Source organism: Achromobacter animicus (genome assembly GCF_902859585.1).
GTDB classification, from domain to species: domain Bacteria; phylum Pseudomonadota; class Gammaproteobacteria; order Burkholderiales; family Burkholderiaceae_B; genus Achromobacter; species Achromobacter animicus.
This window is the reverse complement of the sequence record NZ_CADIJM010000010.1, coordinates 57,526-81,403: the sequence shown is the minus strand read 5'-3', so window position 1 is coordinate 81,403 and position 23,878 is coordinate 57,526. Positions and strand designations below refer to the sequence as shown.

Annotated in this window: 33 protein-coding genes; 25 read left to right on the top strand and 8 right to left on the bottom strand. The window is 62.5% G+C overall.

The window, feature by feature from the left end; all coding sequences use genetic code 11:
* Positions 1–66: 66 nt before the first annotated feature.
* From rpsJ to HV681_RS20675, 12 genes are all read left to right on the top strand, one after another.
* Positions 67–378, top strand: coding sequence for a 30S ribosomal protein S10 (rpsJ, locus tag HV681_RS20730; RefSeq protein WP_003806903.1), 312 nt, complete (start codon positions 67–69; stop codon positions 376–378).
* Positions 379–790: 412 nt separating this feature from the next.
* On the top strand, positions 791–1,480 hold the full coding sequence (rplC, locus tag HV681_RS20725; RefSeq protein ID WP_008168945.1) for a 50S ribosomal protein L3: 690 nt from the start codon (positions 791–793) through the stop codon (positions 1,478–1,480).
* Between the two features lie 4 nt (positions 1,481–1,484).
* Positions 1,485–2,105, top strand: coding sequence for a 50S ribosomal protein L4 (rplD, locus tag HV681_RS20720; protein WP_008168948.1), 621 nt, complete (start codon positions 1,485–1,487; stop codon positions 2,103–2,105).
* Positions 2,102–2,398, top strand: a complete 297-nt coding sequence (gene rplW / locus HV681_RS20715; protein WP_006216557.1) for a 50S ribosomal protein L23 — start codon at positions 2,102–2,104, stop codon at positions 2,396–2,398. The genes rplD and rplW overlap by 4 nt, the downstream gene beginning before the upstream one ends.
* Positions 2,399–3,226, top strand: a complete 828-nt coding sequence (gene rplB / locus HV681_RS20710) for a 50S ribosomal protein L2 (protein WP_056327037.1) — start codon at positions 2,399–2,401, stop codon at positions 3,224–3,226.
* A 12-nt stretch (positions 3,227–3,238) separates the two neighbouring features.
* The gene (gene rpsS, locus HV681_RS20705) at positions 3,239–3,514 is read left to right on the top strand and encodes a 30S ribosomal protein S19 (RefSeq protein WP_006216555.1); all 276 of its coding nucleotides are present in this window, start codon (positions 3,239–3,241) and stop codon (positions 3,512–3,514) included.
* 3 nt (positions 3,515–3,517) lie between these two features.
* Positions 3,518–3,847, top strand: a complete 330-nt coding sequence (gene rplV, locus HV681_RS20700) for a 50S ribosomal protein L22 (protein WP_006227021.1) — start codon at positions 3,518–3,520, stop codon at positions 3,845–3,847.
* A 9-nt stretch (positions 3,848–3,856) separates the two neighbouring features.
* A complete protein-coding gene (gene rpsC, locus HV681_RS20695) occupies positions 3,857–4,648 on the top strand; it encodes a 30S ribosomal protein S3 (RefSeq protein ID WP_008168950.1) in 792 nt (263 codons plus the stop codon).
* 2 nt (positions 4,649–4,650) lie between these two features.
* On the top strand, positions 4,651–5,067 hold the full coding sequence (rplP, locus tag HV681_RS20690; protein WP_006389610.1) for a 50S ribosomal protein L16: 417 nt from the start codon (positions 4,651–4,653) through the stop codon (positions 5,065–5,067).
* 11 nt (positions 5,068–5,078) lie between these two features.
* Positions 5,079–5,270: a 50S ribosomal protein L29 gene (gene rpmC / locus HV681_RS20685; protein ID WP_003806912.1), complete on the top strand. Its 192-nt coding sequence runs from the start codon at positions 5,079–5,081 to the stop codon at positions 5,268–5,270.
* 2 nt (positions 5,271–5,272) lie between these two features.
* Positions 5,273–5,554 carry a 30S ribosomal protein S17 gene (gene rpsQ, locus HV681_RS20680; protein ID WP_006216549.1) on the top strand — a complete coding sequence of 94 codons (282 nt, stop codon included), beginning with the start codon at positions 5,273–5,275 and terminating at the stop codon, positions 5,552–5,554.
* Between the two features lie 106 nt (positions 5,555–5,660).
* Positions 5,661–6,317, top strand: a complete 657-nt coding sequence (locus tag HV681_RS20675; protein ID WP_254595028.1) for a hypothetical protein — start codon at positions 5,661–5,663, stop codon at positions 6,315–6,317.
* A gap of 59 nt (positions 6,318–6,376) precedes the next feature.
* Here the strand turns inward: HV681_RS20675 and HV681_RS20670 are convergent, their stop codons facing one another.
* The 6 genes from HV681_RS20670 to HV681_RS20645 are packed head-to-tail and all read right to left on the bottom strand — an operon-like array spanning position 6,377 to position 12,073.
* Complete coding sequence (locus tag HV681_RS20670; RefSeq protein WP_175124790.1) at positions 6,377–7,444, bottom strand: branched-chain amino acid ABC transporter permease; 1,068 nt, start codon at positions 7,442–7,444, stop codon at positions 6,377–6,379.
* 11 nt (positions 7,445–7,455) lie between these two features.
* Positions 7,456–8,466, bottom strand: a complete 1,011-nt coding sequence (locus tag HV681_RS20665) for a branched-chain amino acid ABC transporter permease (protein ID WP_175124789.1) — start codon at positions 8,464–8,466, stop codon at positions 7,456–7,458.
* On the bottom strand, positions 8,463–9,215 hold the full coding sequence (locus HV681_RS20660; RefSeq protein ID WP_175124788.1) for an ABC transporter ATP-binding protein: 753 nt from the start codon (positions 9,213–9,215) through the stop codon (positions 8,463–8,465). Before HV681_RS20660 ends, HV681_RS20665 begins: the two co-directional genes overlap by 4 nt.
* Positions 9,212–9,979: an ABC transporter ATP-binding protein gene (locus tag HV681_RS20655; RefSeq protein ID WP_175124787.1), complete on the bottom strand. Its 768-nt coding sequence runs from the start codon at positions 9,977–9,979 to the stop codon at positions 9,212–9,214. The genes HV681_RS20660 and HV681_RS20655 overlap by 4 nt, the downstream gene beginning before the upstream one ends.
* A 12-nt stretch (positions 9,980–9,991) precedes the next feature.
* Positions 9,992–11,164, bottom strand: coding sequence for a substrate-binding domain-containing protein (locus tag HV681_RS20650; protein WP_175124786.1), 1,173 nt, complete (start codon positions 11,162–11,164; stop codon positions 9,992–9,994).
* A 15-nt stretch (positions 11,165–11,179) separates the two neighbouring features.
* Entirely contained in the window at positions 11,180–12,073 is an 894-nt protein-coding gene (locus HV681_RS20645) for an alpha/beta fold hydrolase (RefSeq protein ID WP_175124785.1), read from the bottom strand.
* A gap of 154 nt (positions 12,074–12,227) precedes the next feature.
* On the opposite strand from HV681_RS20645, the gene HV681_RS20640 reads away from it, so the two are divergent.
* Complete coding sequence (locus tag HV681_RS20640) at positions 12,228–13,196, top strand: AraC-like ligand-binding domain-containing protein (RefSeq protein ID WP_175124784.1); 969 nt, start codon at positions 12,228–12,230, stop codon at positions 13,194–13,196.
* Positions 13,197–13,294: 98 nt separating this feature from the next.
* On the opposite strand, the gene HV681_RS20635 is transcribed toward HV681_RS20640, so the two are convergent.
* A complete protein-coding gene (locus HV681_RS20635; protein ID WP_175124783.1) occupies positions 13,295–15,463 on the bottom strand; it encodes a metallophosphoesterase in 2,169 nt (722 codons plus the stop codon).
* A gap of 241 nt (positions 15,464–15,704) precedes the next feature.
* Positions 15,705–17,132, bottom strand: coding sequence for an NAD-dependent succinate-semialdehyde dehydrogenase (locus tag HV681_RS20630; protein WP_175124782.1), 1,428 nt, complete (start codon positions 17,130–17,132; stop codon positions 15,705–15,707).
* Between the two features lie 220 nt (positions 17,133–17,352).
* Between HV681_RS20630 and HV681_RS20625 the strand changes: the two genes are divergently transcribed.
* From HV681_RS20625 to secY, 12 genes are all read left to right on the top strand, one after another.
* The gene (locus HV681_RS20625) at positions 17,353–18,105 is read left to right on the top strand and encodes an aspartyl/asparaginyl beta-hydroxylase domain-containing protein (protein ID WP_175124859.1); all 753 of its coding nucleotides are present in this window, start codon (positions 17,353–17,355) and stop codon (positions 18,103–18,105) included.
* A gap of 340 nt (positions 18,106–18,445) precedes the next feature.
* Positions 18,446–18,814 (top strand): 50S ribosomal protein L14, encoded by a 369-nt coding sequence (gene rplN / locus HV681_RS20620; protein WP_006216531.1) that lies wholly within the window; start codon positions 18,446–18,448, stop codon positions 18,812–18,814.
* 11 nt (positions 18,815–18,825) lie between these two features.
* On the top strand, positions 18,826–19,146 hold the full coding sequence (rplX, locus tag HV681_RS20615) for a 50S ribosomal protein L24 (protein WP_008168975.1): 321 nt from the start codon (positions 18,826–18,828) through the stop codon (positions 19,144–19,146).
* A 12-nt stretch (positions 19,147–19,158) separates the two neighbouring features.
* Positions 19,159–19,698, top strand: coding sequence for a 50S ribosomal protein L5 (gene rplE / locus HV681_RS20610; RefSeq protein ID WP_008168978.1), 540 nt, complete (start codon positions 19,159–19,161; stop codon positions 19,696–19,698).
* A gap of 12 nt (positions 19,699–19,710) precedes the next feature.
* Positions 19,711–20,016 (top strand): 30S ribosomal protein S14, encoded by a 306-nt coding sequence (rpsN, locus tag HV681_RS20605; protein ID WP_006216527.1) that lies wholly within the window; start codon positions 19,711–19,713, stop codon positions 20,014–20,016.
* 10 nt (positions 20,017–20,026) lie between these two features.
* A complete protein-coding gene (rpsH, locus tag HV681_RS20600; protein ID WP_006216525.1) occupies positions 20,027–20,422 on the top strand; it encodes a 30S ribosomal protein S8 in 396 nt (131 codons plus the stop codon).
* A 12-nt stretch (positions 20,423–20,434) separates the two neighbouring features.
* Entirely contained in the window at positions 20,435–20,968 is a 534-nt protein-coding gene (gene rplF, locus HV681_RS20595) for a 50S ribosomal protein L6 (RefSeq protein WP_062838799.1), read from the top strand.
* 21 nt (positions 20,969–20,989) lie between these two features.
* Positions 20,990–21,355, top strand: coding sequence for a 50S ribosomal protein L18 (gene rplR / locus HV681_RS20590; protein ID WP_008168985.1), 366 nt, complete (start codon positions 20,990–20,992; stop codon positions 21,353–21,355).
* 15 nt (positions 21,356–21,370) lie between these two features.
* Positions 21,371–21,892, top strand: a complete 522-nt coding sequence (gene rpsE, locus HV681_RS20585) for a 30S ribosomal protein S5 (protein ID WP_008168987.1) — start codon at positions 21,371–21,373, stop codon at positions 21,890–21,892.
* 3 nt (positions 21,893–21,895) lie between these two features.
* Positions 21,896–22,081 (top strand): 50S ribosomal protein L30, encoded by a 186-nt coding sequence (gene rpmD / locus HV681_RS20580; protein ID WP_006216520.1) that lies wholly within the window; start codon positions 21,896–21,898, stop codon positions 22,079–22,081.
* A 9-nt stretch (positions 22,082–22,090) separates the two neighbouring features.
* Complete coding sequence (gene rplO, locus HV681_RS20575; protein ID WP_175124781.1) at positions 22,091–22,531, top strand: 50S ribosomal protein L15; 441 nt, start codon at positions 22,091–22,093, stop codon at positions 22,529–22,531.
* A gap of 13 nt (positions 22,532–22,544) precedes the next feature.
* The gene (secY, locus tag HV681_RS20570) at positions 22,545–23,870 is read left to right on the top strand and encodes a preprotein translocase subunit SecY (protein WP_056327063.1); all 1,326 of its coding nucleotides are present in this window, start codon (positions 22,545–22,547) and stop codon (positions 23,868–23,870) included.
* Positions 23,871–23,878 lie beyond the last annotated feature (8 nt).

Below are 23,878 nucleotides of genomic sequence, written 5' to 3'. Positions count from 1 at the left end.
TATTAAGCAGCACCCAACCAGCGAGGGCGTGATCCCGCCCTCGCGTCTCGTTCTTTAGGAAACGCCATGAAAAACCAAAAGATCCGCATCCGCTTGAAAGCCTTCGATTACAAGCTGATCGATCAATCGGCCGCCGAAATCGTCGACACCGCCAAGCGCACGGGCGCTGTCGTCCGCGGTCCGGTGCCGCTGCCCACGCGTATCCGTCGCTACGACGTTCTGCGTTCGCCGCACGTCAACAAGACGTCGCGTGACCAGTTCGAAATCCGTACCCATCAGCGCCTGATGGACATCGTTGATCCCACCGACAAGACCGTTGACGCCCTGATGCGTCTGGACCTGCCGGCCGGCGTCGACGTCGAAATCGCGCTGCAGTAAGACGCTCCGGGCCTGCTACCTTCGCCGGCAGGTTCGTAAAAAAATGGCCGCACTCCCTCGGGATTGCGGCCATTTTGTTTTGGCGTTCCGGCCCGAATGAGCATGTAAGCATGTGCTCACTACCTGCTCAAACGACGCTGGAAGGCAGCATGCCCGCCAGGCCGCGCAAACCGTGGCAAAAATGCCCACCGAGGCACGGCCTGAATCCGCTAAGTGCTTGTGCCGCTTAGAAAAAACATGCTAATATGCGAAGCTTGTCATTTTGTGGCAAGTCTAACTATGGACAAAGCCCAGGCCGCCTTGCTGTTTGAGGGCGCTGCACCTAGTCCAGGTTGAACATAGTCGTAGGGCAAAGGCCGTTACCTTTTGCCTGATTAGCCCCGACCAATCGCAGTCGGGAATGGAGAAAACGATGTCGAATTCGACACCCACGCCCGCCGCTCACCGGCTGGGGCTGGTGGGTCGCAAGGTCGGCATGACCCGCATTTTTACCGAGGAAGGTGAATCCATCCCGGTGACCGTGCTGGACGTGTCCAACAACCGCGTGACCCAAGTTAAGTCGCTGGAAACCGACGGCTACGCCGCCATCCAGGTGGCTTATGGCACTCGTCGTGCCTCGCGTGTGGCTCAGCCGCAAACGGGCCACTACGCCAAGGCCGGCGCTGAAGCCGGTAGCATCCTCAAAGAATTCCGCCTTGATCCCGCTCGCGCCGCTGAATTTGCGGCCGGTTCCGTGATCGCCGTGGAATCCGTGTTCGAAGCCGGCCAACAGGTCGACGTCACGGGCACGACCATTGGTAAAGGCTTCGCCGGTACCATCAAGCGTCACAACTTCGGTTCGCAGCGCGCGTCGCACGGTAACTCCCGTTCGCACCGCGTTCCGGGCTCGATTGGTCAAGCACAAGATCCGGGCCGCATTTTCCCGGGTAAGCGCATGGCCGGTCACCTGGGTGACGTCACCCGCACCGTTCAAAACCTCGACGTCGTTCGCGTTGACGTTGAGCGCGGCCTGCTGCTGGTCAAGGGCGCTGTCCCCGGCCACGCTGGCGCCGACATCGTTGTGCGCCCGGCCATCAAGGCCCCGGCCAAGAAGGGAGCGTAAGTAAATGGATCTCAAGCTCCTGAACGACCAAGGTCAGGCCGCTGCTACGTTCAGCGCGCCGGACACGATCTTCGGCCGTGACTTCAACGAAGCGCTGATTCACCAGATCGTCGTGGCTTTCCAAGCCAACGCGCGTTCCGGCAATCGTGCTCAGAAGGACCGTACGGAAGTCAAGCACTCCACCAAGAAGCCCTGGCGTCAAAAGGGTACCGGCCGCGCTCGCGCTGGTATGACTTCGTCGCCGCTGTGGCGTGGCGGTGGTCGGACTTTCCCGAACTCGCCCGAAGAGAACTTCAGCCAGAAGGTCAACAAGAAGATGTACCGCGCCGGGATCCGTTCGATCCTGTCGCAGCTCGCTCGCGAAGACCGCATCGCCGTCGTTGAATCGTTTGATCTGGAATCGCCCAAGACCAAGGCTGCCGCTGCAAAGCTGAAGAGCCTGGGCCTGGACTCGGTCCTGATCATCACCGACAGCGTCGATGAAAATGTTTACCTCGCCACCCGCAACCTGCCGCACGTTGCCGTTGTCGAGCCCCGTTATGCCGATCCGTTGTCGCTGGTCCACTACAAGAAAGTGCTGATCACCAAGCCGGCCATCGCTCAACTCGAGGAGATGCTGGGATGAACGCTGAACGCTTGATGCAAGTCATTCTGGCTCCGATCGTGACCGAAAAGGCCACGTTCGTCGCTGAGAAGAATCAGCAAGTCGCTTTCCGTGTCGTGGCTGACGCTACCAAGCCGGAAATCAAGGCTGCCGTCGAACTGCTCTTCAAGGTGCAGGTCGAGTCCGTGCAGGTCCTCAACCGTAAGGGCAAAGTCAAGCGCTTTGGCCGATTCGTTGGCCGTCGCCGTAATGAGCGCAAGGCTTACGTCTCGCTCAAGGACGGCCAGGAAATCGACTTTGCGGAGGTGAAGTAAATGGCCCTCGTAAAAGTTAAGCCGACTTCGGCTGGCCGCCGTGGCATGGTGAAGGTTGTCAGCCCGAACCTGCACAAGGGTGAGCCCTACGCGCCGCTGCTCGAAAAGAAGACCCGTGGTTCTGGCCGTAACAACAACGGTCACATCACGATCCGTCATCGTGGCGGTGGTCACAAGCAGCACTACCGTATCGTCGACTTCCGTCGCGATAAGGACGGCATCCCGGCAAAGGTCGAGCGTCTGGAATATGACCCCAACCGTACGGCGCACATCGCTCTGCTGTGCTACGCCGACGGCGAACGTCGTTACATCATCGCTCCCCGTGGCCTGGAAGTCGGTGCGACCGTGCTGTCGGGCACCGATGCTCCGATCCGCGCTGGCAACACGCTGCCGATCCGCAACATCCCGGTCGGTACGACGATCCACTGCGTCGAAATGCTCCCCGGCAAGGGTGCCCAGATGGTCCGCTCGGCTGGCGCTTCCGCCGTCCTGCTGGCTCGCGAAGGCATCTACGCTCAGGTGCGTCTGCGCTCGGGTGAAGTCCGCCGTGTGCACATCGAATGCCGCGCCACCATCGGTGAAGTCGGTAACGAAGAACACAGCCTGCGCCAAATCGGCAAGGCCGGTGCAATGCGTTGGCGCGGTGTCCGCCCGACCGTTCGTGGCGTTGCCATGAACCCGGTGGATCACCCGCACGGTGGCGGCGAAGGCCGTACCGGTGAAGCACGCGAGCCGGTCAGCCCGTGGGGCACTCCGTCGAAGGGTTACAAGACCCGTCGCAACAAGCGGACGAACAATATGATCGTCCAACGGCGCAAGCGCAAGTAAGAGGCGAACACTATGTCACGTTCGATCAAGAAAGGCCCGTTTGTCGATGCTCACCTGATCAAAAAGGTGGACACGGCCGTCGCGGGCAAAGACAAGAAGCCGATCAAGACCTGGTCGCGTCGTTCCACGATCCTGCCCGAGTTCATCGGTCTGACGATCGCTGTGCACAACGGCAAGCAGCATGTTCCCGTTTATATCAACGAGAACATGGTCGGTCACAAGCTGGGCGAGTTCGCGCTGACCCGTACGTTCAAGGGTCACGCCGCGGACAAGAAGGCGAAGAGGTAAGCGATGGAAACTACTGCCATTATCCGTGGGGTTCACATCTCCGCTCAGAAGACCCGTTTGGTTGCGGACCTGATCCGTGGCCAGAAGGTCGGCCGTGCGCTGGAAATCCTCACCTTCTCGCCGAAGAAGGCTGCCGTCATCCTGAAGAAGGCTGTCGAGTCCGCCATCGCCAACGCCGAGCACAACGACGGCGCCGACATCGACGAACTGAAAGTCACCACGATCTTCGTGGACAAGGCTCAGTCGATGAAGCGCTTCTCCGCTCGCGCCAAGGGCCGCGGCAACCGTATCGAGAAGCAGACCTGCCACATCACGGTCAAGGTCGGAGCTTAAGGAGTCACGATGGGTCAGAAAATTCACCCCACTGGGTTCCGTCTCGCGGTCACCCGTAATTGGTCCTCGCGTTGGTTCGCCGACGACAAGGCCTTCGGCTCGATGCTTGCCGAAGACATTCGCGTTCGCGAGTACCTGAAGAAGAAGCTCAAGAGCGCCTCCGTTGGTCGCGTGATCATCGAGCGTCCCGCCAAGAATGCCCGCATCACCGTCTACTCGGCTCGTCCGGGCGTGGTGATCGGCAAGCGCGGCGAAGACATCGAAAGCCTGAAGGCTGATCTGCAGCGTCTGATGGGCGTGCCCGTGCACGTCAACATCGAAGAAATCCGCAAGCCGGAAACCGATGCTCAACTGATCGCCGACTCGATCTCGCAACAGCTCGAGAAGCGCATCATGTTCCGCCGCGCCATGAAGCGCGCGATGCAGAACGCCATGCGTCTGGGTGCCCAAGGCATCAAGATCATGAGCTCGGGCCGTCTGAACGGTATCGAAATTGCTCGCACCGAGTGGTATCGCGAAGGCCGTGTGCCGCTGCACACCCTCAAGGCCAACATCGACTACGGCACCTCCGAAGCCCACACCACGTACGGCGTGATCGGCATCAAGGTCTGGGTCTACAAGGGCGACATGCTGGCCAACGGCGAATTGCCGCCGGAAACCGCAGCCCCGCGTGAAGAAGAACGTCGTCCGCGCCGCGCTCCGCGTGGTGATCGTCCGGACGGTGCTCGCACCGGTCGTCCGGGTGGTCGTGGCCGCGCTCCCCGCAAGGCGGACGCTGCTCCGGCGCCTGAAGGAGAATAACCATGCTGCAACCCTCCCGCAGAAAGTATCGCAAAGAGCAGAAGGGCCGCAACACCGGTCTGGCGACTCGTGGCACCCACGTGTCGTTCGGCGAGTTCGGCCTGAAGGCTACCGGCCGTGGCCGTCTGACCGCCCGTCAGATCGAAGCTGCTCGTCGCGCCATCAATCGTCACATCAAGCGTGGCGGCCGTATCTGGATTCGCATTTTCCCGGATAAGCCCATCTCGCAGAAGCCTGCCGAAGTCCGTATGGGTAACGGTAAGGGCAACCCGGAGTACTGGGTTGCTGAAATCCAGCCCGGCAAGGTGCTCTACGAAATGGAAGGGGTTAGCGAAGAGCTCGCGCGTGAAGCTTTCCGCCTGGCCGCTGCCAAGCTGCCGATTTCGACCACGTTCGTCGCGCGTCATATCGGTGCTTAAGGAGTACTAACATGAAAGCTAGCGAACTCCGTTCGAAAGACGCCGCCGAGCTCGGCAAAGAGCTCGAAAGCCTGCTGAAGGCCCAATTCGGTCTGCGCATGCAGAAAGCCACGCAGCAACTGGCCAACACCAGCCAGCTGCGCAACGTGCGCCGCGACATCGCTCGCGTCCGCACCTTGCTGACCGAGAAGGCAGGGAAATAAAGATGAGCGAAACTCAAAACACCCAAGTGGCCAAGCGCCAGCGCACGCTGGTTGGCAAGGTCGTCAGCAACAAGATGGACAAGACTGTCGTCGTTCTGGTTGAGCGCCGCGTCAAGCACCCCATCTTTGGCAAGATCATCATGCGTTCCGCGAAGTACAAGGCGCACGATGAATCGAACCAGTACAACGAAGGCGATACGGTTGAAATCGCTGAAGGCCGTCCCATCTCGCGCTCGAAGTCGTGGCGTGTGGTGCGTCTGGTTGAAGCCGCACGTATCATCTAAGTGAAAGCTGCACCTCGGAACGGTTCGCCGTTCTGATATAAAACGGCAAGGGCCAAAACCCTTGCCGTTTTTTTATGTCTCGCATTTGGGAATTCTGTAGGGAAGCATGGTCATCGTCCGCAAATCAGCCGGGCTTGCCGTCGCCATCGCGTGCTCGATGGCAATGGCCGCCGGCGCCGCGTTCGCGCAGGAGCGAGACGGCCCCATGCCGTCCGCCGCCAGCGCCGCGCCTGGTGCGGGCGAGGCTGCCATTGCCGGCACGTTTCCCGCTCCGATGCCGCCAAGCTCGGCTGCCGGCGTACGTGGGGCGAGCGCAACCGAGGGTGCACCGCCTGCGGCGCCCGGTTCCATACCACCGCCGATGGATGCGACGATGCTCGGCAAGCAACTGCTCAACGCCGGGCCGGATCCTCGGGTTCAATTGGATGGAAGATCCAAAGATCATGCCGCCATCTTCGGTACCGAAGACGAGGACGAGCAGGGTTTGCTGGACCAGGAACGCGCATTGCAGGCCCAGCGAGACCAGCTGAAGGTATTGGAGCGCGTGCTGAACGCCCCGCCGCCGAATGCGGATCCGCACCCACCCGCCATGATTCCGCTGACCCCCGGCGGTCAGATGACCATGCCGCCCTTGATGCCCACGCCGTCGGGTTCTCAACTGAATCGCACCAGCAGTCAGACGCAGCGCAGCGTGGACGACATGCAGCGGCGCGTCGATGAGTTGAGGCGTGGTGCCGATACCCTGAGGCAAGGCGGACGCTAGCCCATGGCCTTAGGCGGGACGACAGACGCGCAGAACGCGATGTTGTTCCGCGGCGCTGCCTATGGGCGCCGAGCAAACTCCCGCAGCCGTCCGGCGACGCCGGTCGGAAAGTAATACACCGACAGCACGAACAGAATTCCAAGCCAGAGCAGCCAGCGGTCCGGCTCGAACAGCAAGGCCAGCGGGGCGATGCCCGCCACAACCTCATGCACGGCATGCAGGCCGTCCTGCAGATAGCTCTGCGCGAACACGAACAGGCTCGCACCGACCACTGCGCCGTACATGGTGCCCATTCCGCCGATCACGACCATCAGCAGGATGTTGAGCATGATCTCGAACGACAACGTCGTGTCCGGGCCGTTGTAGCGCAGCCAAAGCGCATACAGCGCGCCCGCCAGGGTCGCGAACGCCGCCGCAAGCAGGTTCGACAGGCTGCGGTAAAGCACCGTGCGGTAGCCGATCGCTTCGGCGCGGAAAGGATTCTCGCGAATCGCCTGCAGCACGCGGCCGAACGGCGAATTCACGATGCGCAGCAACATCAGGAAGAGCGCCACGCAGACCGCCGCGATCAGGTAGTAAGTGATGATCCGTCCGTCGACTGTGACGCCAAACAGGGGTTCAGAAAGCGGACGGAACGCCGGTCGCAACATCTGCGGAACCTTGAAGTTCAGGCCATCCTCGCCACCGGTCAATTCCGACAACTGCGACACCAGCGTCTGAAACGCCGCAGCGACGGCCAAGGTGATCATCGCGTAGAAGATGGCGCGCACGCGTAGACTGGCCAGACCGATCAGCAAGGCGAAGGCGAGCGACACGGCCAGTCCGGCCGCGGTCCCGGCAAACACCGCCGTCCAGCCGGGTTCCATGCGTATGCTGGCGATCGCCACGCCGTACGCGCCGATGCCAAAGAACATGGTGTGCGCGAAGCTGACGATGCCCGTGTATCCCAGCAGCAGGTCGTAGCTGGCAACCAGAACGATGAAGACGAGGATCTTCGCCGCGACGGCCAATGCCTTGGGGCCGGGAAACAGGAAGGGCGCCGCGGCCAGCGCGGCCACGATTGCCATGAGCAGCAGCGCCAGGATCGCGCTGCGCGGAGGATCGCCGGAAAGCAGGCGAAACGACATGTCGGCGGCTCCTAGCGGTTCGTGACGGGGTACACGCCTTGCGGGCGCCACAGCAGAATGGCGACCATCAGCGCGATGTTCGAGAAGAGGGCGGCCTTCGGCATCAGAAAGCCGGTGTAGTTGGCCATCAGCCCGACCAGCAGCGCGCCGATCAGGCAGCCCACCGTGGAGCCCAGGCCGCCGATCATGATGACGATGAAGATCAGCACGTTTACCTGCGCGCCCAACTGCGGCACGATGGATTGCTGGTACATCCCCCACAACACGCCGCCCAATCCGGCCAGCATCGACCCGGCAACGAACACCCCGACAAACAGATGCCGGATCCGGTAGCCCAGGCTTTCGACCATCTCACGGTCTTCGACGCCGGCGCGGATCAGCAGGCCAAGCTTGGTACGGTTCAACACCCACAACATGCCGCCCAGCACGATCAGGCCGACCACTAGCGCCACCACGCGATACTTCTCGATGGCGGCGTCGCCCAGCAGGAACGCGCCGCGCAGGGATTCGGGCAACGGCAACGTGATCGTTTGCGGTCCCCACATCATCTTGATGATTTCTTCGCCGATGATCATGCCGCCCATCGTGATGAGGATCTGCTTCAGATGCTGGCCGTAGACCGGCCGCACGATCACGCGCTCAAATGCCAGGCCCACGGCGCCCGCCACCAGCATGCCCACGATCATGGCTGGCAGCACGGCGACCAGATTGGTCCACAGGCTGCCGGACTGCGTCCAGTCAGCCATGGAACCCAGCACGGTGGCCGCCATGTAGGCGCCGATGGCAATGAACAGGCCGTGGCCGAAATTGAGCACGTCCATCAGGCCGAAGACGAGCGTCATGCCGGACGCCACGATGAAGATGATCATGCCCATCGCCAGCCCAGCGAAGGTCAGCGTGACCCAGGTGGAAAACGACCCGACCAGGGGCAATGCGATGACCGCCAGCGCCAGCACCAGCAGCACAGGCATGAGGTCGACGCGTGCGCGCGGCAGCGGCGCTTCGATGTCCAGCGTGCTCATTGGTGGCTTCCCAGTGACAGGCCCAAAAGGCGCGTCTGCAGCGCCTCGTCCGCGGCCAGGTCGGCCATCGCGCCTGCGTGCACGACCTGGCCGTTGTCCATAATTGCTGCGTAGTCGCCAACGCGGCGGGCAAAGTTGAAGTTTTGCTCGACCAGCAGGATGGTGGTGCTGGACTGCTTGAGTTCGATGAACGCGTCGATCATGTTCTGGATGATGGCCGGCGCCAGACCCTTGCTGGGTTCGTCGACCAGCAGCAGGCGCCGCGGCTCGATGATCGCGCGCGCCATCGCCAGCATCTGCTTCTGCCCGCCCGACAGTTTGCCGGCGGGGTGCAGCCAGAACTTCTTCAACGCCGGAAAGAATCCGAAGATCCACTCCAGCCGGGCGGTGTCCAGTTGCGCGGCATTTCTGGCAAGGCGTGCCGCGAGCAGGATGTTCTCCTTGACGGACAGGTCGCCGAAGATGCCCATGTTCTCGGGCACATAAGCCATGCCCATGCGCGCCATGTCGGGTGGCGATGTGCGCGTGCCGGGTCCGCCGATCGGCTTGGCGTCCAGGCAGACCTGGCCCTGCGATGCGCGCCACAATCCCATGATGGTGCGCAGCGTCGTCGTCTTGCCCGCGCCATTGCGCCCGAGCAGCATGGTGACCGCCGATGCCGGCACCGACAGGTTCACGCCGTGCAGGATGTGATACGCGCCGATGTGCGTGTGCACGTCCTTCAATTCCAGAAGCGGTTGCGCCGTCATGCCGCCTCCTGCGCGCTGATGCCCAGGTAGGCCTGCTGCACGATGGGCGAGGCAATCACGGTGGCCGGATCGCCGTCGGCCATCAGCCGGCCGTTGTGCAGCACGACGATGCGGTCCGCCAGCTCGCGCACGACATCCATCTTGTGCTCGACGAGCAGAATGGTCTTGGACGCGTCGGCCTTCAGCTCGTGGATGAGGTCCAGCACGACAGGCACGTCGTCCACACTCATGCCGGCGGTAGGTTCGTCGAACATGAACACCGAAGGCTCCAACGCGATAAGCATGGCGATCTCCAGCTTGCGCTGGTCGCCGTGGGGCAGGTCGGCGGCGGGTTGGTCGCGGCGCGCGGTCAGCCGCGTGCGTGCGAGCAGGGCATCGGCACGCTCCATGAGACCGCGATCGTCGCGCCACGTGCGCCAGAATCGGATGTGGCGCCAGCCCATGCCCTGTTGCCGAGACTGCAGGGCAAGCCGCACGTTTTCGTGAACGCTCAGCCGGGGGAACAGCTGCGTCAGCTGAAATGCGCGGCCTAGCCCCGCGTGCATGCGGGCCGGCGCGGACAGCGTGGTCAAATCGCGTCCGTTCAATGTCACGGTGCCGGCACTGGCGCGCAACTGCCCCGAAATCAGATTGAAGTACGTCGTCTTGCCGGCGCCGTTCGGGCCGACGATGGCGGTCAAGGTGCCGGGCGCGTAGGCGCAACTGACATCATTGACCGCCACATGACCGCCGAAGCGAACGGTGAGCGAATGGGTCTCAAGCATGAGCGGCGGGAATCAGCGCTTATTCTGGATAGGCACGGCCATCTGGTCCGGCGTGATTTCCTTGACCAGGTCCTGGACTGCCCATGGCACCGAGGGATCGTTCTTGATCCGGAAGTGGTACATCGACTGCATGGCCTGGTGATCCTCGGGCCGGAAGGTCATCTTGCCTTTGGGCGTATCGAAGCTCATGCCTTCCATCGCCTTGATGAGCTTGTCGGTATCTGAATCGCCGCCGGTCTTGTTCAACGCGGCAACGATCGCAATGCCCGACGCCATGCCACCCGCGGTGAAGAAATCAGGCGGTTGGCCGAAACGCTTCTGATGCTCGGCCACGAGCCAATCATTGACCAGGTTCTTGGGGATGCCGTAGTAGTAATACGTGGCGCCTTCCATGCCCGCCAGGGATTTGAGCGGCGTCATGGCGGTCAGCGTGTTGCCTCCCGTGGCGATCTCGATGCCGTAGCGCTTGGGATCCAGATCGGCGATCTTGAACGGATTGCCGGCGCCGGCCCACAGGATAAAGATGATCTTGCGGCCGGGCTTGTCCTTCAGTGCATCGAAGAGCCGCTGCGCGCCGGCCGTGAAGTCGGTCGCGTTGGCCGGCAGGTATTCCTCGTGCACGATCTTGGCGTTCTTGAGCGCGCCCTTGAAGGCTTTGACGCCGTCGCGGCCAAACGCATAGTCCTGCGCCAGCATGGCGATCGACGTGCCGTCCTGGTCGAACGCCACGGCGTTGGCGATGGCGTCCTGCGAGGAGTTGCGCCCGGTGCGGAAGATGTACTTGTTCCACTTCTCGCCGGTAATGGAATCGGCCACCGCCGGCTCCACCAGAAGGATCTTTTCGTATTCCTCCGCGATCGGCAGCATGGCCAGCGCCACGCCCGACGACGTCGGACCGACGGCGATGTCGGCGTTGTCGTCGGCATAGGCGGACGCGAGCTGCGCGCGGGCCACGTCGGGCTTGCCCTGGTTGTCTTTCTCGATGACGCGGATCTTGCGCCCGGCCACCGTCATGGTGCCCTGCGTGGCGTATTCCAGCCCCAGCATCAGTCCGTTCTGGGTCTGCTTGGCGTAAGCCTCAAGCGGGCCGGTCTTGTCATAGACATGGGCGACAACGAAGTCCTTTGCCGCCAGCGCGGAACTCATGCACAGGCTGGCCATGGCGGCGAGCAGAATGCGTTTCATGGAAGTCTCCTGGTGTCATTGGGCGCGCGCGGCCGTGTCGTCCGGCCTGGCGAGAAATTGACGGATGGGTTCGATCTGGGCGGGCACGTTCAGCGCGGGGGCGTGCCCGCAATCGGGAAAGTCGATGCGCTGTGCGCGGGGGCCGCGCTGCGTCATGGCGTGCGCAACGTCGGGCAGCAGCAGGTCCGAATCGGCGCCGCGCAAAAGCAACGTCGGCATGCGCAGCGTGTCGTAGCCGGCCCACCGGTCATAGTCGTTCGGGTGATGGCTGAACTGCCCGACGATGGCCGGATCGTAATGGGCGGTGACGCGGCCGTCGGGCAGCCGGCGCACCGACGTTTCCGCCATCCGGCGCCACTGATCGTCGCTCTGCCAGCCATAGGGTTTGTAGGCGGCGCGCAGCCAGGCTTCGAGTTCCGTCACCGTGTCGAAGGCCGGCGGGTTGCCGGCATAGGCCAGGATGCGCTCGATGGCAGGCTGCGGCAGTTCCGGTCCGATGTCGTTGACGACCAGGTGCGAAATGCGATCGCGCAACGTGGTCGCGGCCGCATGCATGCCGGTCGCGCCGCCCATGGACGTTCCCACCCAGCGCACGCGCGCCAGCGACAGGCCGTCCAGCAGGGCGCGCGCCAACGTGGCGTAGAAGTCGAGCCGGTACTCGGCGACCGGATCGGGGCTCCATTGCGACAGGCCGCGCCCGATCGCGTCGGGACAGATCACGCGGTAGTCGCCGGCCAGTGCCTGCGCCAGCTCGTCAAAGTCTCGGCCGGTGCGAGCCAGGCCATGCCACATGATGATGGGCGGCGCGTCAGAAGCGCCCCAGTCCGTGTAGTGCAACTCGCGTCCCGCGCAGCGCAGATAGCGCGACGCCGGCGTATGGCGCGCGGTTGCCGACCCTGCCTCGTCCATGCGTCTCCTCCCGGTTTGTCCAGGTTGTGTGCTTGTCGGGCTGAATATAGACTTGCGGCAAGCGCGCCCACAATGCGCCGGCCACCCCACAGCAGGGTGAGTCAACAATATGTAGACGCAAGATCAATTTGCGCAGCCCCCAGGAGACCGTGCCATGCCAGATACGGAATTCGCCATTTCGGCCAGCGCCGGCGCTGACCGGCGCGATGCGTGGCGCGCCGCGCTGGCCGATGCTTTCGGGCCGTTCGAGGTGCATGGCGGCAAACCCGGTCATTTCGCGGGCCATGTCCGCTATGCGCGACGCGCCAGCCTTCAATTCAACGATCTGCATTACCAGGGCCAGCGGCTGGAACGCACGCCGGGCAACGTGTCGCGGCTGGATCAGGAGTTCTACACCTTTGGCCTGCCGCTGGCCGGTCCGCTGGCAGTGCGACAAGCGGGCCGCGAATTCCAGGTGGAACCGGGTTGCGTGTATCTGATGAACCAGAGCCTGCCGTATCAGGCAACCGCGAACGGCGCGGCGGGCTACCGCAGCCTGAGCGTCTCGTTCCCGCGCAGCGCACTGTCGCAGCGGGACTCACGCATCGGCGCCTTCTACAAGCTGCGCACCGACGACGGGTCGCCCCGCGGCGCGCTGCTGGCCGGCTACATGGATCACCTGTTCAAAGGCATGGACGGCTGGTCCGAGACCGAGGCCGCCGAGCTGGGCGAGCGTCTGATCGACCTCATCGTGCTCTTCCTGGTGCAGCCGGGACAGGGACAGGTCTCGGAGGCGGACAGCAGCGTCACGGTGGCGCACAGAGCGCGTGTGCTGGCCTATATCCGCCAGCATCTCGCCGATCCGGATCTGTCGCCCGCGCGGGTAGCGCAGGGCTGTGGGGTCTCGGTCGCCTATCTGCACCGCATCCTGCGCGCGGGCGGGTTGTCGGTGGAGTCGTTCATTTTTGAGCAGCGGCTGGACCGGTGCCGCGAACTGCTGCTGGACGCGCGGCACCGCCATCGCGGCATCGCCGAGCTGGCGTATCAGGTGGGTTTCTCTCATCCTTCGCATTTCAGCCGGCTGTTCAAGCAGCGCTTCGGCATGACGCCGCGGGACCTGCGCGCGGGCGGGCGCGCCTTGTAGGCGTGAACGCGGACCGTTGCGCGCCAGGCAATGCCGCCAAACAAAAACGGCCCGCTTGATCAGCGGGCCGTCGGCCTTTCGGAACCTTCGAATCAGGCTTAGAACGGCGAAGGCTGGTTGGACAGGTTGACGATGCTGTTGGTCGTCAAGTCCAGGCGGATGTGCTCGGACGGCGCACCGTTTGCGAGCTTGAGCATGATCGCCATCAGCGGCTTGAAGCGCGCCTTGAACAGGTCTGCGGGCGTGTTGGCGTCGCTGACGTTGTTGCCGTTCATCTGCACGGCGGCGTTGGTCTGGTTCAGTGCTTGAGCCAGCAGCTTGTACTGACTGGCGCGCTGCGCCGGGATATCGGTAAACGCGAGGTCGCCGGCATTGGCCAGGCGCACGAAGTCCCCGGCCATCTCCAGCGCCGTCCACTGCGCGAAGTCCGCCAGCTGCATGCCGTTGGCCTGGGCCAAGGCTTGCGCGCGCGATTGCGCGTTGGTGGCATCCGCGGCATAGGCCGGATTGCTGGCGCCGCTGCCGCCGCCGTCAGACAGGCATGCAAAGAACGCGGGCGTCAGATTGTTCTGATTGCCGGTGTTCGCCAATTCCTTGAGCGTGACCGTCGTCTGCAGTTGCGACAACGCCAGCAGGTCGGCGCCCGTCAGCGGGCTCTTGACCAGCTCGCGCATCTCGCAGCGCCAGTCGTCGTTCAGCAGGCGCAGGCGCACCAGTTCGCTCATGTAGCGATAGGTGAAATCGCCGTAGTCCTTGGCGTCCAGGATGGAAACGTCCCAGCGCGGCGGCACGGTGTAGGCGTTTTCCGCGCGGTACAGGTCGAACAGCTCATCGAAGCGCGGCACCTTGTCCAGTCGGATGGTCTGCACTTCGATCTCATCGGCGCTCTGCAGCGTCATGAGCTTGTACGCGGGCACATAGGCGGCCATGGAGGGCGCCTGGATGTTGAAGAGCGCGTGGTCGCCGCCGTAGTTGCGCAGCGCCATGTCGTTGAAGTGCATGTGGCCGCCCACGTGCACCTTCAAACCGGTCTCGGCCAGCGCGCGCGTGGTGTTCTCCGCGGGACGGCGGATCATCTGCATTTTGTTCGCGCCCAGCAGCGCTTCGATGTCGTCGGACGCGCCATTGAAGAACTCGGACATCGGGAAGTGGCTGAAGGCGATGACCTGCTTGCCCTGCGCCTTGCCGCGCGCCACCACGTCGGCCAGCCACGTGATGACGTGCGCCTTGTGGGTCAGCATCTTGTTGTAGCCCTGGTCACCCGAGCCGGTGAAGTCGTTGGCGCCCGGACCGGTCGGCACGTAGACGTTGGCATCCAGGCCCACCAGCCACACGCCCTCGACGGGCTCGACCACGTACGACGTGTCGGGCACCATCTTGCACAGCGTGTAGTTCTGCGGCTTGTTCGGACCGCCGGTGCCTTCGGCGCAGATCTCGTACTGACGGTTGATCCAGTTGGCTTGCGAGACCGCCGTGGCGTAATCGTAGTCTTCGTACTTGTAGGTGCTGTACGGGGTTTCGTAATACACGTTCTGCGGCTGCGGCATGAAGCCATGCTGCTCGAGCGCGGTCGTGATGCCCGAGTAGCCCATGTGCAGCACTTCCTCGGTGCAATAGGTGTTGCCGATGCGCGTCCAGTCGCCGCTGTAGGCGGTGTTGCATATGTTCGCGCCGCGGCTGTAGATCGGCTGCGAGAAGCCGATTGCGCCCGTCACGGGATCCAGGCCAAGGTAGTCCCCCTTGCCCGCGGGCTGGTTGAAAGGGCGGTTGGGGTCATGGTTGCCGGGCGCGGCAAAGAACTGGATGCCGTGCTTCTTTGAATAGTCGTCCATGATCTTGACCAGGCCGCGCATGTGCACAGGCTGGCCGTCGTCCGAGAAGTCGCCCGGCAGTGCGATGTACTTCACGCCGCGTTTCACGGCGTCGTCCAGCGCGGCCAGGAAGGCGAAGTAGTTTTCGTTGAAGAGGCGCGTGGACGTGAGCTGCGCGTACATCGTGCGGATGGTCGCGTTGTCGCCGGCCTTCGGGTTGGGGATGCCGGGGAACGAGCCGTCCTTGAAGTCCGCGTAGACATCATGGAAGTGGATGTCGGGCATGAACGCGACCTGCACGGGGGCGGGCGGCTGTGCGGGCGTTTCGGCCGGGGGCGGCGTCTCGGCGACGGGCGGTGGCGTGTCATCGTCCTTGTCGCCGCCGCAAGCGGCGAGCAGGGCAACGAGCAGCAGGGAGGCTGCGGCGCGGACGGGGCGGGAAGGGCGAAGCGTCATCGGGGGGCGGGGTCCTGGGTTCAGTGTGGCGGCGGTCGGGCATGGGCGTGGGCCATGCCGAAGCGGCAGCCGCGGGTCAGCTAATTGGGTCAGCTACCTGGGTCAGCTGCTTGTAAGCGGGCCCAATGCTCACTGAGCCGCATGACAGCGTCATGAATTCCTAACCGGTCCGCGCCACACGACAGACAAAAAAAAGCCCCGCACGCCAGGTGCGGGGCTTTGCTTTGCGATGGCCGCAGGATCAGACGTGCGTGATGAACTTGGTGACCAGATAGCCCTCGAAGGTCTCGGTGCCGCCTTCGCTGCCGATGCCGCTGTCCTTGATGCCGCCGAAGGGCGTCTCGGCCAGGGCGCTGCCGAAGTGATTGATGTTGACCATGCCGGCTTCCAGGCCGTTGGACACCTTGGTCGCGGTCTTCAGCGAATTCGTGAACACGTACGAGGACAGGCCGAAGGGAAGGCTGTTGGCGCGGCGCAGCACCTCGTCGGTGTCCTTGAAACGGACGACGGGCGCCACGGGGCCGAACGGCTCTTCGGTCATCAGCATGGCGTTGTCGGGCAGTTCCGTGACCACGGTCGGCGCAAAGAAGAAGCCCTTGCGGTCCAGCGGACCGCCGCCCACCACCACCTTGGCGCCGTGCTTCTTGGCGTCGTCGATGAAGGCGCTCATGGCGGGCACGCGGCGCTCATGCGCCAGCGGCCCCATCTCGGTGCCGGCTTCCAGGCCGTCGCCGACCTTGATGTTCTTGAGGACCTCAGAGAATCGCGCCAGGAACTGCTCGTACGCGCCGTCCTGCACGTAGAAGCGGGTGGGCGATACGCAGACCTGGCCCGCGTTGCGCACCTTGAACTTGGCCAGCATCTCGGCGGCGCGGTCGATATCCGCGTCGTCGAACACCAGCACGGGCGAGTGGCCGCCCAGTTCCATGGTGACGCGTTTCATGTGCGCGCCTGCCAGCGCCGCAAGCTGCTTGCCGACCGGAACGGAGCCGGTGAACGACACCTTGCGCACGATCGGCGAACGGATCAGGTAATCGGAGATGGTGGCGGGTTCGCCCCAGACGATGTTCAGGCAGCCCTTGGGCAGACCCGCATCGTGGAACATGCGCGCAATCGCCATGACCGCGCTGGGCGAGTCCTCGGGACCCTTGAGCACGACCGTGCAGCCGGCGCCGATGGCGGCGGCGATCTTGCGGATCGCCTGGTTGTACGGGAAGTTCCAGGGCGTGAAGGCGGCGCAGACGCCGATGGGTTCTCGCACCACGATCTGGCGCACATCCGGATTGCGCGGCTGGATGACGCGTCCGTAAATGCGGCGGCATTCCTCAGCGTGCCAGTCGGCATGTTCCGCGCAGGAGGTGACTTCGCCCACGGCTTCGGCCAGCGGCTTGCCCTGGTCCAGCGTCATGTTGCGGCCGATCTCCTGGGCGCGCTCTCGCGACAGCGTGGCGACCTTGCGCAGGATCGCCGAGCGGTCCATGGGCGAGGACTTCTTCCACGATTCGAAGGCGCGCTGGGCAGCGGCAAGGGCGCGGTCCAGATCGGCTTGCGTGGCGTGAGGCAGCTGGCCCAGCACCTCGAGCGTGGCGGGGTTGATGACGTCCTGGGTGCGCCTGCCCTCGCCGGCGACGAATTCGCCGTCGATATACAGCGCCAACTGTTCATACATGCCTGTCGTTCCTTGCGTAATAGGAATGGGTAGCCAAGGGCGAGAGCGACCGCTGTCGCCCACGGCAGTCTAAACCAGCTTCCCCGTAGTGGAAGGAGCCAATCCCCGCCGCGGACTTGGGTCCATTGGCCTGCCAAGTGCCGGCACGCGTGCCACCGTGGACAAGCGCATCGCCGTGGACAAAAATGAGGAATCTTCGGCTGTCATCCGTATATCCATCGTGCAACCCATCGATGCGCGTCCGGCCGCCAAGCCCAGCCTCTATTCGCGGGTTGTTTTCCGCTTCATTGACTGGCTGCGTCAGCGCATTGCGCAGGCCTCGCTGGTCGGCGACAAGCCGATATTCCAGAACAGCCAGTTCCCGTGGGTTGCCACCCTCGAAGCGCGGGCGCCTGCCATTCGGGCCGAACTGATGAGCCTGCTGGCCGACCGCCAGGCGCTTCCGGCCTTCCACGAACTCTCCCCGGATGTGGGCATGATCACCTCCGACGACCGATGGAAGACGTTCGTCTTCCTGGGCTATGGCCTGCGCTCTGAACGCAACCTTGCCCGATGTCCGTCCACCGCGCGCGCCCTGCAGGACATCCCGGGCCTGCGCACTGCCTTCTTCTCCATCCTCGAACCGGGCAAGCGCATTCCGCTGCACACGGGGCCGTACAACGGCGTGCTGCGCCTGCACCTCGGCCTGGTCGTCCCCGACCCGCCCGAACGCTGCTGGATAGAAGTCGGCGGCCAGCGCTATAGCTGGCGCGAAGGACAGGCGGTGGTCTTTGACGACCTGTATCCCCACGAGGTACACAACGACACCGGCGGCGTCAGAGCCGTGCTTTTCGTGGATTTCGAGCGTCCCTGCCGAGCTCCTGTAAAATGGCTAAATCGCCTTGTGCTCATGGCCGCGCCGTTCACGGACGAAATCCGTCGCGGCAAGGCAAATCATGACGCCTGGGAGAAGGGCTACTACCGCCAGAAATAGGGGCGGATGGCCCGACAAACCGACCCCCTTGACAGGGGGCGTGGTCTTTTGTGCGCAATCCCAACAAAGTGCTTGCGCTCAAAAATTAACCACGTTAGAATTATCAGCTTTCCCAGATTGTCGATTCACTTAGCCGAAGGTTAGGTGAGCGCGTCGGGGGGAATACCCGCAGGATTTCAACCCAGGGTCGTTGCGTTGCCACCAGTTGCTGGTCCAGATAGTACGGACTTGCCGACAAAAAAGCAGGGCGGCTGACCTGACGGGACCAAAACTGGCAGGAATTGCAGTGTTCCCTTGTTGGGAAAACCGTATTTCCAGTTAAGTTGGAACAGGAAAAATCATGATCCAAATGCAGACCACGCTGGACGTGGCCGATAACACTGGTGCGCGTCATGTCATGTGCATTAAGGTGCTCGGTGGCTCCAAGCGCCGTTATGCCGGTATCGGCGACATCATCAAGGTGAGCGTCAAAGATGCGGCTCCGCGCGGACGCGTCAAGAAAGGCGAAATTTACAATGCCGTGGTGGTTCGTACCGCCAAGGGCGTGCGCCGTAAAGACGGTTCGCTGATTCGTTTCGGTGGCAATGCCGCCGTGTTGCTCAACGCCAAGCTGGAGCCTATCGGCACCCGCATCTTCGGACCCGTTACGCGTGAACTGCGTACCGAGAAGTTCATGAAGATCGTGTCGCTGGCCCCGGAAGTGCTGTAAGGAGCCCTACGATGAACAACATTCGTAAAGGCGACGAAGTCATCGTCCTGACCGGCCGCGACAAGAAGCGTCGTGGCACGGTGCTGGCCCGCGTTGGTGCCGACCACGTTCTGGTCGAAGGCGTCAACGTTGCCAAGAAGCACGTGAAAGCCAACCCGATGGCTAACAACCCGGGCGGGATTGTCGAAAAGACCATGCCGATCCACATCTCGAATGTGGCGCTCTTCAACCCCGCAACCGGTCGTGGCGACCGCGTGGGCGTTCAAGAAGTCGAAGGTCGCAAGGTCCGCGTGTTCCGTTCCAATGGTGCCGTTGTCGGCGCCAAGGCGTAAGGGGCGATAGACATGTCTCGTTTGCAAGATTTCTACAAGAGCAAGGTCGCTGGCGACCTGCAGGCCAAGTTTGGCTACAAGAGCGCAATGGAAGTGCCGCGCATCACCAAGATCACCCTGAACATGGGTGTCTCGGAAGCGGTCTCCGACAAGAAAGTCATCGAGCACGCTGTGTCGGATCTGACCAAGATCGCCGGCCAGAAGCCCGTCGTGACGAAGACCAAGAAGGCTATCGCCGGTTTCAAGATCCGCGAAAACTACCCGATTGGTTGCATGGTCACGCTGCGTGGTCAACGCATGTACGAATTCCTGGATCGCCTGGTGGCGGTTGCGCTGCCTCGCGTGCGCGACTTCCGCGGTATCTCGGGTCGTGCGTTCGACGGCCGTGGCAACTACAACATCGGGGTGAAAGAGCAGATCATTTTCCCCGAAATCGAGTACGACAAGATCGACGCGCTGCGTGGGCTGAACATCAGCATCACCACCTCCGCCAAGACCGACGAAGAAGCCAAGGCGCTGTTGACGGCCTTCAGCTTCCCGTTCCGTAACTAAGGGGCTGATGACGTGGCTAAACTTTCCCTCATCAATCGCGACATCAAGCGCGCCAAGCTGGCTGACAAGTTCGCTGCCAAGCGCGCTGAGTTGAAGGCGATCATCGACGACCAGTCGAAGACCGACGAAGAACGTTACCAAGCTCGGCTCAAGCTGCAACAGCTGCCGCGCAATGCCAACCCGACGCGTCAACGCAACCGCTGCGTGGTCACCGGTCGTCCTCGCGGCGTGTTCCGCAAGTTCGGCCTGACGCGCCACAAACTGCGTGAAATGGCGATGAAGGGTGAAATCCCCGGCATCACCAAGGCCAGCTGGTAGGAGAAACAATATGAGCATGAGCGATCCCATCGCCGATATGCTGACCCGCATTCGCAATGCGCAGCAAGTGGACAAAGTTACGGTGAGCATGCCCTCCTCGAAGCTGAAGGCGGCTATTGCCGCTGTGCTGAAAGACGAAGGCTACATCGACAGCTTTGAAATCAAGGGCACCCAGGCCAAGCCTGAGCTCGAGATCACCCTGAAGTACTACGCTGGCCGCCCGGTCATCGAGCGCATCGAACGCGTCTCGCGCCCTGGTCTGCGTATCTACAAGGGCCGTACCAGCATTCCTCAGGTCATGAACGGCCTGGGCGTGGCTATCGTTTCGACCTCGCGCGGCGTCATGACCGACCGTAAGGCTCGCGCCAACGGCGTCGGCGGCGAAGTGCTGTGCTACGTGGCCTAAGGAGAAATTCGAATGTCACGTATCGCTAAGTATCCGGTCGAACTGCCCAAGGGTGTCGAAGCTGACATCAAGCAGGATCAGATCACTGTCAAGGGCCCGCTGGGCTCCCTGACCCAACCCCTGACTGGCGACGTCACGATCTCGCTGGACGGTGGCAAGCTCACGTTTGCCGCTGCCAACGATTCCCGTCACGCCAACGCCATGTCGGGCACCGTGCGCGCGCTCGTGGCCAACATGGTCAACGGCGTGAGCAAGGGATTCGAGCGCAAGCTGAACCTGGTCGGCGTGGGTTACCGCGCCTCGGTTCAAGGCGACGCCGTTAAGCTGCAGCTCGGTTTCTCGCACGACGTTTTGCATCAGTTGCCGGCCGGTATCAAGGCCGAATGCCCCACCCAGACGGAAATCGTCATCAAGGGCTCCAACAAGCAAGTCGTCGGTCAGGTGGCCGCTGAAATCCGCGCGTACCGCGAACCCGAACCCTACAAGGGCAAGGGCGTGCGTTACTCGGACGAACGCGTCGTCATCAAAGAAACCAAGAAGAAATAACGGCGCACGCAAGGACGAATCATGGACAAAAAAGTTTCCCGTTTGCGTCGTGCGGTTCCGACTCGCCGGAAGATCAACGAGCTGCGCGTTCATCGCCTCTCGATTTTCCGCTCGAACCAGCACATCTACGCCAACATCATTTCGCCGGAAGGCGATCGCGTTCTGGTCAGCGCCTCGACGGTGGAAGCCGAAGTGCGTGCGCAACTGGCCGGCCAAACCGGTCAGGGTGGCAACAAAGCCGCTGCGACGCTGGTTGGCAAGCGCGTGGCCGAAAAGGCCAAGGCTGCCGGTATCGAACTGGTCGCTTTCGATCGCTCGGGCTTTCGTTACCATGGCCGCGTCAAGGCGCTGGCCGATGCCGCGCGTGAAGCCGGCCTGAAGTTCTAAGCGAGGATCTGTCAAATGGCTAAAGTACAAGGCAAGAACGCCGCGGAAAAAGAGAACGATGACGGCCTCCGCGAAAAGATGATCGCGGTCAACCGCGTGAGCAAAGTGGTCAAGGGTGGTCGCACCATGAGCTTTGCCGCGCTGACCGTGGTTGGCGATGGCGATGGCCGCATCGGCATGGGTAAGGGCAAGGCGCGTGAAGTGCCGGTGTCCGTTCAGAAGGCTATGGAACAGGCCCGTCGCGGCATGTTCAAGGTCGCTCTGAAGAACGGCACGCTGCACCACACCGTGGTCGGCAAGCATGGCGCCGCTACCGTGCTGATTTCGCCCGCTGCTGAAGGTACTGGCGTTATCGCCGGCGGCCCGATGCGCGCTATTTTCGAAGTGATGGGTGTGCGTAACGTGGTTGCCAAGAGCCTGGGCTCGAGCAACCCCTACAACATGGTTCGCGCCACGTTGAACGGCCTGCGCGCCTCCCTGACCCCGGCCGATGTTGCTGCCAAGCGCGGCAAGACGGTCGAAGAGATCCTGGGGTAAATCATGGCTCAGAAGCAGATCAAAGTGACCCTCGTGCGCTCGGTGATCGGTACCAAGCAATCGCACCGTGATACGGTTCGCGGTTTGGGCTTGGGCCGCATCAACAGCAGCCGCGTGCTGGTCGATACGCCCGAGGTGCGTGGGATGATCCGTAAGGTGGATTATCTCGTTTCCGTCTCGGAAGCCTAAGGAATCACCATGTCGGATATGCAACTTAATACGCTGAAGCCCGCCGAGGGCTCCAAGCACGCCAAGCGCCGCGTCGGCCGTGGCATCGGTTCGGGTCTGGGTAAGACCGCCGGCCGTGGTCACAAGGGTCAGAAGTCGCGCTCGGGCGGTTTCCACAAGGTTGGCTTCGAAGGCGGTCAAATGCCGCTGCAACGTCGCCTGCCCAAGCGTGGTTTCACCCCGCTGGGTCAACACCTGTATGCACAAGTTCTCTTGTCGGACCTCCAGGCCCTGCCCATCGATGACATCGATGTGCAAGCGCTGAAGGCGGCCGGCGTGATTGGCCAGGCGGTTCGTTACGCCAAGGTCATCAAGTCTGGTGAACTCTCGCGCAAGGTCGTGCTCAAGGGCATTACCGCGACGGCCGGCGCTCGCGCCGCCATCGAAGCCGCGGGCGGCTCGCTTGCTTGATCAGAGGTGACGAGTGGCTAACGCGCAGGCATTGGGCAAATCCGGAGCACGATACGGCGATCTGAAGCGCCGTCTGGTGTTCCTGGTGCTCGCCCTGGTGGTTTACCGTTTGGGTACACACATCCCGGTTCCGGGTATCAACCCGGACGCGCTGGCGGACTTGTTCCGTCAGAACCAGGGCGGGATCCTGGGCCTGTTCAACATGTTCTCGGGCGGAGCGCTCTCGCGTTTCTCGATTTTTGCCCTGGGGATCATGCCGTACATTTCGGCATCCATCATCATGCAGTTGATGTCGGTGGTGGTGCCGTCGCTGGAAGCGCTCAAGAAAGAGGGCGAATCCGGCCGTCGGAAGATTACCCAATACACCCGCTACGGCACGGTCGTGCTGGCGCTGGTGCAAGCCGTGGGCATTTCGGTGGCGTTGGAGTCTCAGCAGGGACTGGTGATCGATCCGGGCATGCTGTTCCGCTTCACGACCGTCGTGACTTTGGTCACTGGCACCATGTTCGTCATGTGGCTGGGTGAGCAGATCACGGAACGCGGTCTGGGCAACGGGATTTCCATCCTGATCTTCGCAGGTATCGTGGCGGGTCTTCCCGCGGCGCTGGCTGCACTGTTGGACCTGGTCCGCACCAACGCGATGTCTGTGCTTTCGGCACTGTTCATCGTGGCTCTGGTGGTGCTGGTTACCGCTTTTGTGGTGTTCGTGGAACGCGGACAGCGCAAGATCACGGTGAACTACGCCAAGCGTCAGGTCGGCAACAAGGTCTACGGTGGTCAAAGCTCGCATTTGCCGCTGAAGCTGAACATGGCAGGGGTGATTCCGCCGATCTTCGCGTCGTCGATCATTCTGTTCCCGGCCACGATCACGAGCTGGTTCTCCAGCAGCGAGAACATGCGCTGGCTTAGCGACCTGGCTGCGGCCCTGTCGCCTCGTCAACCGCTCTACATCACGCTGTACTCGGTCGCGATTATTTTCTTCTGCTTTTTCTACACGGCTCTGGTTTTCAACAGCCGCGAAACGGCGGACAACCTGAAGAAGAGTGGTGCGTTTGTTCCGGGCATCCGTCCGGGCGAGCAAACGGCGCGCTACATCGACAAGATCCTGATGCGTTTGACGCTCGCAGGTGCCATCTACATCACGTTGGTGTGCCTGTTGCCGGAATTCTTGGTGATGCGCTGGAACGTTCCCTTCTACTTCGGTGGTACGTCTCTGTTGATCATTGTGGTGGTGACGATGGATTTCATGGCGCAGGTTCAGGCCTACATGATGTCTCACCAGTACGACTCGTTGCTCAAGAAGGCCAACTTCAAGGGCGCGGGTTTGCCGATGCGGTAAGCAAAAGA